Annotated in this window: 13 protein-coding genes; 9 read left to right on the top strand and 4 right to left on the bottom strand. The window is 32.7% G+C overall.

The genetic code is table 11. The features are described from left to right. The first annotated feature begins 17 nt into the window (after window positions 1-17). The 3 genes from NLJ00_RS18625 to NLJ00_RS18635 all read left to right on the top strand — a co-directional run bounded on the left by NLJ00_RS18625 (window position 18) and on the right by NLJ00_RS18635 (window position 2325). Entirely contained in the window at window positions 18-869 is an 852-nt protein-coding gene (locus tag NLJ00_RS18625; protein WP_256634933.1) for a substrate-binding domain-containing protein, read from the top strand. A 17-nt stretch (window positions 870-886) separates the two neighbouring features. Then, entirely contained in the window at window positions 887-1819 is a 933-nt protein-coding gene (locus NLJ00_RS18630) for a transglutaminase-like domain-containing protein (RefSeq protein ID WP_053473201.1), read from the top strand. A gap of 140 nt (window positions 1820-1959) precedes the next feature. Next, a complete protein-coding gene (locus NLJ00_RS18635) occupies window positions 1960-2325 on the top strand; it encodes a hypothetical protein (protein ID WP_180861789.1) in 366 nt (121 codons plus the stop codon). A 74-nt stretch (window positions 2326-2399) separates the two neighbouring features. Here the strand turns inward: NLJ00_RS18635 and NLJ00_RS18640 are convergent, their stop codons facing one another. Both NLJ00_RS18640 and NLJ00_RS18645 read right to left on the bottom strand, forming a co-directional pair. Next, a complete protein-coding gene (locus NLJ00_RS18640) occupies window positions 2400-3104 on the bottom strand; it encodes a LytR/AlgR family response regulator transcription factor (RefSeq protein ID WP_256634934.1) in 705 nt (234 codons plus the stop codon). A 1-nt stretch (window position 3105) separates the two neighbouring features. Next, window positions 3106-4194: a sensor histidine kinase gene (locus tag NLJ00_RS18645; protein WP_256634935.1), complete on the bottom strand. Its 1089-nt coding sequence runs from the start codon at window positions 4192-4194 to the stop codon at window positions 3106-3108. Window positions 4195-4532: 338 nt separating this feature from the next. On the opposite strand from NLJ00_RS18645, the gene NLJ00_RS18650 reads away from it, so the two are divergent. Next, window positions 4533-6881, top strand: a complete 2349-nt coding sequence (locus NLJ00_RS18650) for an outer membrane beta-barrel family protein (RefSeq protein ID WP_256634936.1) — start codon at window positions 4533-4535, stop codon at window positions 6879-6881. A gap of 92 nt (window positions 6882-6973) precedes the next feature. Here NLJ00_RS18650 and NLJ00_RS18655 read toward each other — a convergent pair whose 3' ends face one another. After that, window positions 6974-7327 (bottom strand): DUF2200 domain-containing protein, encoded by a 354-nt coding sequence (locus NLJ00_RS18655; RefSeq protein WP_053473206.1) that lies wholly within the window; start codon window positions 7325-7327, stop codon window positions 6974-6976. 141 nt (window positions 7328-7468) lie between these two features. Between NLJ00_RS18655 and NLJ00_RS18660 the strand changes: the two genes are divergently transcribed. Genes NLJ00_RS18660 through NLJ00_RS18670 form a run of 3 tightly spaced genes read left to right on the top strand, consistent with a single transcriptional unit; the run spans window position 7469 to window position 8647 of the window. Then, a complete protein-coding gene (locus NLJ00_RS18660) occupies window positions 7469-7795 on the top strand; it encodes an ArsR/SmtB family transcription factor (RefSeq protein ID WP_180861798.1) in 327 nt (108 codons plus the stop codon). Between the two features lie 3 nt (window positions 7796-7798). Further along, window positions 7799-8266, top strand: a complete 468-nt coding sequence (locus NLJ00_RS18665; protein WP_256634937.1) for an SRPBCC domain-containing protein — start codon at window positions 7799-7801, stop codon at window positions 8264-8266. 6 nt (window positions 8267-8272) lie between these two features. Continuing rightward, on the top strand, window positions 8273-8647 hold the full coding sequence (locus NLJ00_RS18670; protein WP_256634938.1) for a DoxX family protein: 375 nt from the start codon (window positions 8273-8275) through the stop codon (window positions 8645-8647). Between the two features lie 199 nt (window positions 8648-8846). Here the strand turns inward: NLJ00_RS18670 and NLJ00_RS18675 are convergent, their stop codons facing one another. Continuing rightward, window positions 8847-10010, bottom strand: coding sequence for an FAD-dependent oxidoreductase (locus NLJ00_RS18675; protein WP_256634939.1), 1164 nt, complete (start codon window positions 10008-10010; stop codon window positions 8847-8849). 95 nt (window positions 10011-10105) lie between these two features. On the opposite strand from NLJ00_RS18675, the gene NLJ00_RS18680 reads away from it, so the two are divergent. Together NLJ00_RS18680 and NLJ00_RS18685 are read left to right on the top strand one after the other, a co-directional pair. Continuing rightward, window positions 10106-11068 (top strand): helix-turn-helix transcriptional regulator, encoded by a 963-nt coding sequence (locus NLJ00_RS18680; RefSeq protein ID WP_256634940.1) that lies wholly within the window; start codon window positions 10106-10108, stop codon window positions 11066-11068. 228 nt (window positions 11069-11296) lie between these two features. After that, a complete protein-coding gene (locus NLJ00_RS18685) occupies window positions 11297-12484 on the top strand; it encodes a hypothetical protein (RefSeq protein WP_256634941.1) in 1188 nt (395 codons plus the stop codon). Window position 12485: the final 1 nt, after the last annotated feature.

The following is a 12485-nucleotide window of genomic DNA, read 5'->3' on the forward strand; positions in this document are numbered from 1 at the left end:
CTTAAACTTAAACTATAATGAAAACTGTAAAAATTGTAGGTGTTCCTGAACACTTCAATCTGCCATGGCATTTATGCATTGAAAATGGCGAATTTGAAGCAGAAAATATCGATTTACAATGGAAAAACGTTCCTGAAGGTACCGGAAAAATGTGTCAGATGCTGCGTGACGGCGAAGCTGATATGGCCGTTATTTTGACAGAAGGAATTGTAAAAGATATTACGGCAGGAAACCCAAGTAAAATTGTTCAGATTTATGTGCAGTCACCTTTAATTTGGGGCATTCACGTTGCAGCAAAATCAGGTTTCGAAACTGTAAAAGATTTAGAAAACAAAAAAGTTGCGATTTCAAGAATTGGTTCAGGTTCCCAATTAATGGCTTATGTAAATGCAAATGAACAAGGCTGGAACAGCGACAAGCTTCAATTTGAAATTATTAATACTATTGACGGCGCTGTAGAAGCCCTGACAAACGAAACTGCAGATTATTTTATGTGGGAACGTTTTATGACAAAACCGCTGGTTGACCAGGGAATTTTCAGGCGTGTTGGCGACTGCCCTACTCCTTGGCCTTCATTTGTAATAACGGTTCGTGATGAATTCTTGAAAAAGAATCCAAAAATCGTTGAAAAAGTATTGGAAGTTATTAATAAAACAACGCATGATTTTGCGCAGATTCCTGATATTGACAAGACTTTAGCCGAATTATTCAATCAAAAAGTTGAAGATATTCAGGAATGGCTGAAACTAACACAATGGTCACAAAAACATTTAAGTGAAAAAGCATTTATCAAAATTCAAAATCAATTATTTGATCTGGGAATTATTGATAAAAAAAGTACTTTTGTTGAAACGGTGAAAGCGCTGTAAAACTGCTTTTGATTCTTATGATAAATTTTCCCAAAATTGACCTACCACAGTTAAAATCCAAATTACAGGTGAAATCACCTTGGGATAGGATTATTATTTCTGTGTTGAGTCTTTTTATTACAATCCCAATATTTATCATTCTGCATCAAAACTTAATCGATCTGGAATGGGCTTTCAATCTGGATCGTGTTTTTATATTTATTTTTGTTTTTGCTGTTGTTTTCTTTCTGCTAATGTATCTGCGAACCATAATTATTTTATGTGTTGCGGTTTATTTATTGGTTTTATTTTACGGATCGGTTATTGGGAATTATGGTTTCAGTGAGATTTCTGAAGATTATAATTCGATGATTTATACCATGTCAGACAATCCGTATCCGCAGGATATAATTGTGGCAAAACTGCTGCCGTTTCCCAATAAATCAAAAATTATAAGTGCCATTGAATATCAAAATCCGAAAGTTCGAAATTTTGCTATTATGGCTACTTCAAAGCATTTTAAAGGAATAAAAGGCTATTCTGATTACAGAACTATAATTCAATGTTTTGCTGTTTTTAAAGAAATAAACGGACGCTGGAATTATGTCAACGACCCAAAAGAAGGCGATTATATTGCTACTGCCAGCGAATCATTAGAATATTTTTCGGGAGATTGTGATGATCATTCTATTTTAATGGCGGCGGCAATTCGCTCTATTGGCGGAACTCCAAGACTTATACACACCAAAGGCCATATTTATCCCGAAATATTAATAGGCTCTATGATTGATCTGGAAAAGGTCAATTATTTAATTAAAAATGTACTTTTTCCAAGAGAAAGTTATGGTAAAAATCTGCATTACCATATTGATGAACGCGGTCAGGTCTGGATGAATCTGGATTATACGGCAACTTATCCCGGAGGCCCGTTTATGTATGAAGAAATTCTGGGGGCTTTGACCCTGAATTGATTTTTTGAAACTCTTAAAAAGCTAGGTTTTTCTATAAGATATTAAAAATCAGACGACTCAATGTCACTTTCTGTAGCTATATCGTTATAGATAATATTTTTTTTCGTACCTTTTCATTTCTAATCTTTAATCACAAAATCATGAAAAAATCTAAATTATTTATCTTCGCGCTTGCATTAGCTGCAGTATTAATGATTTCATGTTCTAAGAGAAATACACTGGTAAGCTCTTGGAAAATTACAGCGGTAGAACCGAAAATGCCCATTTCGGATTCTTTAAAAGCTGTAATTTTAACGGATGGAACTTTAACATTTACAAAAGATGGGCATGTTACCGGATTCTTGACAAGAGAAATTACAAATGGTACTTATGCATTGACAAAAGGTGGAAAAAGTTTAGTAATTAAAGATGAAGTTGGCACCCCATACCCTTGCGAAAGTACTATTACCAGTGACGAATTAATTCTGGACAGTAAAGAAATGAAACTTACGCTCAAAAAAATATAAGCTTTGCTATCCTGATATAACCACAAAAGCAATAAAAAACTCCTTAAGTAAATCATTTAAGGAGTTTTTTATTGCTATGAATTTTTTAAAATTTTAAAAACGTATTCTTTATAACTCGCTCCAATAGGAATTTCAATAGTTCCAATTTCAACATCATAAGGCGTAAATGCCGTGATATTTTTTAAATTAATGATAAAAGAGCGATGAATTCTCAGGAAGTTTTTATCCTGTAATTCTAATTCAATATCGCTGATTTTATATTTGGCATTTAATTTTACGCCATCTTTTTGATGTATAATAATATAATCTTTCACACTTTCGATATATAAAATCGTGTCGACGTTTACTTTATTGAATTTTGGCCCGTTTTTGATATAAATATAATCTTCCTGCGAAGGCGTAATTATTTTGCTGTTTACAGGTCCGCTAATTCTTAAATAACGATCTGCGGCTTTAAAAAAACGATCGAAAGTAACCGGTTTTAAAAGATAATCTACAATATCGAGCTCGTAGCTTTCTAAAGCATATTCGCGGTAAGCGGTAGTAAAAATAACAGCCGGCGGATTCTTTAATGTTTTTAAAAAATCAATTCCCGTAATCTGTGGCATTTTGATATCTAAAAACATCAAATCTACAGGAGTTGTGCGCAAAACATCGGCAGCTTTTAAAGCGTTTGGACAAGTTCCTACCACTTCAAAATAATCTAATTTACTAATATGATTCTGCAATAAGCTGATTGCTAAAGGCTCGTCGTCGACTAATAAACACTTTATTTTCATATTACGCTAAATTATATTCGGTTGCTAAATTAATCTGTAAATAAGCCGTAAAATCCTTTTCTGTTTTAGTAACATCAAAAGTATAATGTTCCGGATAAATTTTATCAAGCTGCTGGATAATATTATTTAATCCAATTTTTCCGTTTCCAGATTCGCTGTCAATTTTATTTATGGAGTTTACAATCTTAAACTCAAAACGATCACCTTGCAGCTTCAAATCAATTTGAATATTAGGAGAACTTCCCGTGTCCTCTCCTGCTCCATGTTTAAAAGCATTTTCGACCAACGAAAGCAAAATCAAAGGTGCAATAGATTTATTATGATCTATAGAATGATTGAATACTACGCTTAAATGTTCGTCATATCTCAGTTTTTCGAGCGTAATATAATTTTCAAGCAAGGAAATTTCCTGAGAAATGGGAACATAAGTCGCACTGCATCGGTATAAAATACAATCTAAAATCTCAGACAAAACAGCAATTGATTTTGAGGTTATTGGAGAATTTGTGATGGAAAGCGAATAAATATTATTAAGCGTATTAAACAAAAAATGAGGGTTTAATTGTGCTTTCAGGATTTTTAATTCGGTTTCTGCTTTTTGTTTTTCCAGCAGTAAAGATCTTTTTTGAACGACATATTGATCTTTTATCAATTTTATAAAAATAAAAAATATGGATAACGAAAGAATATGCAAAAAATAAGCTCCAAATAAGGTAGGTAAATCAGTCAGGATTTCGGCAATAGGTTCCTGATTAAAAGGTCGTTTGCGCGTAAGAGTTTCCAAGCCGTACACCATTGCAATTCTGGCAATAACAGAGATAGCATAACTTCCCAGAACCAATTCTGCCCAAACCCAATTATGCTTTTGTGTAATCATTAAGCGGGGTAAAATTCTATAAGACATAAAATAAGCCCCAATGATAGAAAACAACTCATAATATAATGTGTATGCTATATCAACCCATAATTCTGCTGGTTCAGAAGAAGTGTTTTTGCTAAAAAACATAATAAAAATAAATGTCCAAAAAATAATATGGGTACTAATTCTGTGCTCTTTAGAGAATTTTATAATTTTTTCGAATGGTGTCATGTTTGTTAAGTTGCTGAGTTGCTAAGGGTCTAAGATTCTAAGATTTTTTCTAAAGGTTTATTATTCTTTTCTAAGTTGCTGATTTAAAAAAAACTTAGTGTCTCAGAATCTTAGCAACTAAAAATCTAAGTAAATCAAAGTTAACATTTATTTAGAAAGACAAAATAGTTGTCGATGAACATGCAAAAAAAAGATACGAACATATAAAAATTGGCTATAAACACGATTTATGGTTTCTATTTGATTGTTTATACACAATAATTGCCCTTATATCATGCGTGAAAATTTTGAGTGAAATTAAAAAGGAGTTTTGCTTAAAATTCTAAACCAATCAAAAAATGAAACAGTTAACATTATTAATCGTATTACTATTCAGCTTCACATCTGGAGCACAAACATCACAATTTACTATCAAAGGAAAAATAGTAGATTCTAAAACCAAACAAGCCTTACCTTATGTAACGCTTTTATTATCATCTGCAGAAAATAAAAAAGAAGCCGTTACAGACGCTGATGGAAATTACATTTTAAAAAGTAATTCTGGAAATTACCAATTGAAAGCCGTTTATATGTCGTACAAAACTTTTACAGTTGAAAATATTCAATTAAATAAAGATATTGTCATGAAAGACATTCTTTTAGAAGAAAGCATCAATCAATTAAACGAAGTAAATGTTATTGCCGAAAAATCAGCGGTAGAAATGAAAATTGATAAAAAAGTCTTTAATGTGGGGAAAGATATTTTATCCAGCGGCGGGTCTGCCAATGATATTTTAAACAATGTTCCTTCGGTAAATGTTGATATTGCAGGAGTTGTAAGCCTTAGAGGAAACAGCAGCGTTACGGTTTTAATAAATGGAAAACCTTCTATGCTGACCACTAATAATGGTTTATCGCAAATATCAGCAGCTAATATTGAAAAAGTAGAAGTTATTACCAATCCTTCTTCGGCATATGAAGCTCAAGGTGGCGCGGGAATCATTAATATTATTATGAAAAAGAACACGATGAAAGGTTTCAACGGTTCGCTTCAAGCCGGAATTGGAAATCCTGCAAGACATAACGTAAATGCCAATGTGAGTTATAAAACAGAAAAAGTGAATCTTTTTGGAAATTTAGGGTATCGTTATTTAGATATTTATGGTTATAACAAACAGTTTCAAACGAATACAGATAACGGTACAACGACTATTTTAAATCAATATGATGATATGAAACGAAGCATTAGCGTGTATAATATGTACGTAGGCGGAGATTATTATATCAACTCAAAAAACACATTAACCGGAAGTTATTACCGCAGTAAAGACAACAATAACAATAAAATGCATTACAACTACAATTATGCTAATGCAAATAATGTTACGGATAGTATTATTTCGAGATCTGAAAAGTATAAAGAACCTCAAATTTACAATGCATTAGAATTAAATTATGTAAAAACGTTTGACAGAAAGGATAAAAAATGGACAACAAGTTTACAATATGATTTTTGGAATGATGATGAAAACCAATATATTACACAGCAAAAAACATTTCCTTTTAATGCTTCGGTTTCTAATTTGTATTCAAGAGATATTGAAAGCAGTAATGATATTTTTATAAAATCAGATTTTGTAGACCCAATTTCTGAAAATTCTAAAATTGAAATGGGAATTAGAAGTGATCTTCGTGCGCTGAGAAGTGATTATCACACCATTCTGGATAATGTACTACAAGAACAATTTACCAATAAATTAAAATATGATGAGAATTTATACAGTGCTTATTTTCAGTTCTCAAGCAAATATAAAAAGTTCAATTACCAGTTAGGTCTGCGTTCTGAATTATCAGATATAAAAATTGCGGATACTAAAAACACGTTTAACAATGCTAAAAACTATATTAACCTCTTCCCTACGCTGCATTTTGTATATAATTTAACCGAAAAAACAGATTTACAGTTGAGCTACAGTAAACGTATCAACAGGCCAAGATTCTGGCAGTTAAATCCATTTTCGGGAGTTTCAGATTTAAGAAATTTAACCGTAGGAAATCCAGATTTGAACCCAATGTTTACTAATTCTTTTGAGTTTACATTATTAACAAAACCGGGAAAATTCAGCATTAATCCGTCTGTTTATTACAAGCATACAACTAATTATTTTGAATACATAGTAAAACGTACTGATGAAAATTATTTTGTAAGCACGCCTGTAAACCTTGATACTGAAGACCGTTACGGTGCAGAAGTTTCGACAACGTATAATCCAACAAAATGGCTTAGACTGGCTTTAGATTTTAATTATTACAAATTCAAACAGCAGGGAACTTTTGAAAACGTAAATTATAATGCCGAAGATCAAACCTGGCTTTCTAACTTTAGATCTGTAGTGAAGTTTCCTAAAATTATTTCTGGAGAATTCAGTTTTAGATACCGAGGAAAAAATCAAGGCGTTCAATCGCTTACAGAAGCGCAGTATACGGCTAATTTAGGTTTGAGCAAAGATTTTCTTGGAGATAAAATGTCGGTAACTTTAAATGTAAATAACTTATTCAATTCGCAGATTACGACTGAAAAAATTACAACTCAATATTATTATTTAGAATCTGAAGCCAGATCGCAAGGAAGATATATCAATCTTAATGTTATTTATCGTTTTAACAGAAGTAAAAATGATGCTGACAGGCTGCCTGATAATATGTAAAAAAGGTTTAAATTCAAATTTTTAAAATTCCAAATTCCAAAACTTGATTTTAATTTGAAAGCCGTTTTAATTTACTAAAACGGCTTTTGCTTTTATTCTCTTAGAATTTTTTCCATTTTCTTTCCTTTCGCCAATTCGTCTACTAATTTATCCATGTAGCGAATCTTTTGCATTAGCGGATCTTCGATATCTTCAATTCGGTAACCGCAGATTACGCCTGTAATTTTAGATGCATTTGGATTCAGGTTTGGTGCTTCTGCAAAAAAGGTCTGCAAATCTGCTTTCTTTTCTATTTGATCTCTAAATTGTTTATCGTTATAACCCGTCAGCCAAAGTATAACAGTATCTACTTCTTCTGCCGTACGTCCCTTCTTCTCTACTTTTTCCTTGTATAATCGATAAATACTCGCAAATGAATATTGAAATACTTTAGCATTATTATTCATGTTTTCTTCTTTTTTATTGAATTTAAAATTATAAAAAAACGCCTGTAACTCCTCATAATTTCAAAAAAAATATAAAATTTTTCGTAAAAAATATTGTGCAGTCAAATGACTTCATTATATTTGCAGTCAAATAACTGCACAATGGAAATACGTAGAGATGTTTTTCAGGCAATTGCCGATCCAACGCGAAGAGCAATTTTAAATTTGGTAGCCATTCAAGCAATGACGCCGGGAACTATAGCGGAAAATTTTGATTCGTCAAGACAAACTATTTCGAAACATATTAAAATATTAACGGAATGCGAACTGCTTGACCAACAGCAAAACGGACGCGAGATTTATTACTATATAAATCCGAAGAAAATAAAAGAAGTTGCTGATTTTATTGAACCTTTCCGTCAAATGTGGGACGATCGTTTTAATAAATTAGAAAGCATAATGAAAAACTATAAACCTAAAAAAGATTAATTTATGGAACGCAAAACAAAAATTAATGCCGAAAATGGTCAGCAGGAAATTGTAATTACAAGAGAATTTGATCTTCCGGTTGATTTACTTTTTAAAGCTTATGCAGAACCTGAAATTGTAGAACAATGGATGGGAACAAAAGTGGTAAAATTAGAAAATAAACAGCACGGCGGATGGCAGTTTGAAACCAAAGACCCAAACGGAAATGTTGTATTTAGTGCCAATGGTGTCATTCATAATTTTGTTCCTAATGAAAGAATTACGAGAACTTTTGAAATGGACAATGCCAATTTTGCACCTCAATTGGAGTTTTTGGAGTTTGAAGAACTTACAGCAGAAACCAGCAGGCTTACCATGCAGATTATCTACAAATCTGTAGAACACAGAGATCAACAATTGAAACTGCCTTTCGCGCAAGGTTTGAATTTCGCACACAATCGCTTACAGGAAATAGTAAATAAACTTAAATAAATCGTCATGAGTAAAAGAAACAAAATTATTTATTGGATTGCCACTCTTTGGCTGGCATTAGGAATGACTTCAACAGGAATTGTACAAATTATAAAAATGAAGGAAGAAGCCGATATGATGGCACATTTAGGCTATCCGCTTTACTTTTTAACCATTCTGGGCGTTTGGAAAATATTAGGTGTAATTGCTATTTTAATTCCGAAGTTTCCTTTATTAAAAGAATGGGCTTACGCAGGATTCTTTTTTGCAATGAGCGGTGCCATTATCTCTCATTTTGCCGTAGGTGATTTAGGAATAGCGTATTTCGGACCAACATTATTATTGGTTTTAACTGTTACTTCATGGTATTTTAGACCTGTTTCGAGAAAAACGGTTATTTAGTCTCAGTTTTCAGTCGCAGTTTTCAGTTTTCAGTCTCAGTTTTCAGTTTTCAGTCTCAGTTTTCAGTCTCAGTTTGCAGTCATAGTTTATAGATTGTCAGGCTGAGCGAAGTCGAATCCCTCGTTTCGTAAAAAGCCCTTCGACTTCGCTCAGGGTGACAGCAGTTTTCAAAACTGAAAACTGCGACTGTGACTGTAAACTAATAAACTTGATTAAAAAAATCAGTTAAAAACTGTAAATTACTTTCTACATGCATCGCGTCGGTCATTTTTAAAGTATCTTCTGTTATTTCTTCCATACGACTGCGCATTTTATTTTCAAATAAAGAAACAGCATCATCTATAGTTTCATGATTACCAAAACAAAATATTTCATAAAAATCTAAAGCATCAGCCATAGCCTGGTTTGCTCCTTCCCCTGCATAAGGCGGAATACGATGTGCGGCATCACCAATTATGGTAAGATTAGTCAGCGGTTTCCAATATTGATCAATCGGGAAATGATACATAGGTCTTGGAATAATAGAAATTTCATTGGTTCCAAAAATTTCCTGCCAATCAGTATTCCAGGTTCTGAATTCGTTTTTAAACCATTCAGCAACCGAGCTTTTATCCTTAAAATTAATTCCTGAATTGGTAACCCAATTATCTTCTGTTTTTATTCCAATTAAAATAGTTAAGGTACCATCAGCTTTTGAGCTGCAAAAGAATGTTTTGCCTTCTTCCAGAGCAAAAAGTTTTCCGTCGTTTACAAGTTTCCAAAGGTTTGGCGCGTTTTTTTCTGCTTTATAAATATTAATTTCAACAGCCGTAACGCCCGAAAATATAGGCTCGATGTCTGTAAGATATTTTCTCACACGCGAATTTGCGCCGTCTGAAGCAATTACGAAATCGGCATAAGTTGTTGTTCCATTTTCAAAAGAAATTTCCCAGCCAGCTCCTAAAGGTTTCATTTGGGTGAATTTAGAATTCCAAATCACATTTTCTTCTTTAAGCGAAGCAATTAGTAAATCTCGTAAAGGCCCGCGATCAATTTCAGGTCGAAAATGTTCATTTCCGAAATCTTCTTCCGGTTTTTCGGCATGATCATCAAGTACCACATTCATATTTTTATCGGCAATTCGCATTTTATCTGCTCCAGGACGGTAGTATTTTTTAAATTCTTCCATCAATCCAGCTTCCTGTATCGCTTTTAAACCTGTATCTTCATGTAAATCAAGTGTGTGACCTTGCTGACGAACATTTCGGTTTTCGTCTCTTTCATAAACTTTTACATCAATTCCTTTTTCCTGTAGTAGTCTGGCAAGAGTTAATCCGCCTGGGCCTCCGCCAATAATGGCTACTTTTTTATTATCTAATAACATACTTATATCGTTTTTAATTTGTTTAAATTTTCATTACAAAATTATCTGTATCTTTATAGGTAAAATATTCGATTTTGATATTAAAATAGTCGTAAATGAAAATTAAAGTTGTAGATAAAAACGGTTCAGGAATCCTGCATAAGTTTGCCGATGCGATTGGAGCTCGTGTTCGCGGTCGTTTTATTGATATTCCTAAAAATTTAGGAGAAGGTTATATGACCGGATTTAATTGGAGAAAAGATTTGCGAATGATGATCAGGAATTATTATTTAAAAGAAGAAATTGTTCTTGATCGTAAAAATGAAATTCCTGAAGGACAAGAAAATGTGATCTTTTTTCTAAGCGGTATTTTTGATTCTTCTAACCAAAAACAAGAAACAATAATCGCAGAACAACCCAATGTTTTTATCGCAATGCAGTCGGTTTCTTCTGTAATATCCATGCCTCAAAATACATTTTTTAGAAGTGTAACCATTTCTGCATCAAGAGAATATTTACAGGAAAGATTTGGAGAACTACAACATCCAATAGTTTCAAGCATACTTTCATCTAAAGATACTTTTGCTTATGAAATTGGAATTTCTCCCGCCATGATTACAACAGCAAGCGAAATGCTGCATCAATCTGTTCCCGAAAGTTTAGACAATCATTATAACAAACTAAAATGTGAAGAACTGCTTTGCCATATTTTTGCTTTGTTATTGCAGCGGGAAGATACACCAGCAAGCGGAATACATATAAAAGATATTAAGGCAATTTATGCCATTAAATACCATTTGCAATCCAATTTAGACAAAGCACCAGAGATTAATTCACTGGCAAAAGAAGCCGGAATGAGCGAACCCAAGCTTAGAAAATTGTTTAAGCAGACTTTTGGTAAAGGTGTTTTTGAATATTATCAATTTATGAGAATACAGGAAGCTGCCAGGCTTTTAAAGGAAAAACATTTATCAGTTTCAGAAGTTGGTTATCAATTAGGATTTACCAATCTCAGCCATTTTTCAAGGGTTTTTGAACAGCAAATTGGCTTGAAACCAAAGAAATATTCGCTAACATAATCAATACTTTATGTGTTAAAAATGATGTAAGGCATTTTAGAAATAGTTTTATATTAGCAAAAAAGAAATCAGTAACCAAATCACGGTTTTAATAAAGATATTTGATTATAATCTCAAATGATAAACAGCACTTTCAACTTTGTCAAAATCTTTATTTATTTCCTGCTTTTTTTATTTTCAATTCAATTTTCTGCTCAGGAAATAAAACCCGTTTCCAATCAGTTTTTAATGAATATAGAACTAAGGCCAAGAGTTGAATATACTTCTAACTATTTTCTTCCGCCAAACGATTCTATAGATCCTTATTTCTATACAACACAAAGAAACCGGATATCGATGTCGTATACGGCAGAAAAATGGTTAATAAAGTCTGATATACAAGAAATTCATGTTTGGGAAGAACAAAATTTAAAATCAAAAATTGGAAGTATAAATTTCTATCAGTTATATTTTGAAACTAAATTCAAATCATTCAATATTCGGCTCGGAAGACAAAGTATTTTATTAGACAACGGAAGGCTTTTTTCTGACGCACCCTGGGCACAGCAAGGCAGAGCGCATGAAGGAATACGATTGATGAAAACGGCAAAACATTTCTCTAATGATTTTTTCTTTTTGTTTACCCGAAAATACGGAAATGAATTTGACCCGGCCTACTCTCCCGTGGCTTCTAATAAGTACAAATATTTAGCCGTCAATAATTTCAATTATAATTTTGACAATGGATTTTCTTTTAATTCATTGAATGTATTCGATTTATTTGAAAATCCTGCATCTGCAAATAGGTACGGGCGCGCCACATCTGGAGGAAGAATTGAATATAAAAGCAATAAATGGTATTATACATTAAATTCTTATTTGCAATTTGGACGAACATCTCAAGGCAAGAAATTGTTTGCCTATTATTTTCAGCCGGAGATTCGCTTTTCTTTCAATACAGCAATATTGCGTTTAGGAGCTGAAATAATAAGCGGAAACCGCTCGCAATTACCCGCAGATGAATCTGAAAGTTTTGATGTGCTTTATGGTGTGACTTGGAAATTTAACGGAAATATGAATGTATTTACCCGTTTTCCTGCAGATGTTGGTGGAAAAGGTTTAGTAAATCCGTATTTATTTGCTTCATTTCCTTTAACTGATAAACTTTCTGTTCGTTCTGATTTTCATCTGTTTTACAATCAATTTCCCTTAAAAAATGATGAAGGGCAAAACGTAAAAAAGTTCCTTGGATTTGAAAATGATCTTTCATTAAAATATACTCCAATAAAACAATTAGAAATTAATTATGCGTTTTCGTGGTACAGTTCAACAAATGCGATGCAGTATCTTCCTAAAATTCAGGATGAAAATAAACTTGCATTTTGGAGTTATTTAATGGTTTCCTATTCTTTTAATGCCGTAAATACGAAGCATTAAG

Source organism: Flavobacterium panici (assembly GCF_024499525.1).
Lineage (GTDB): Bacteria > Bacteroidota > Bacteroidia > Flavobacteriales > Flavobacteriaceae > Flavobacterium > Flavobacterium panici.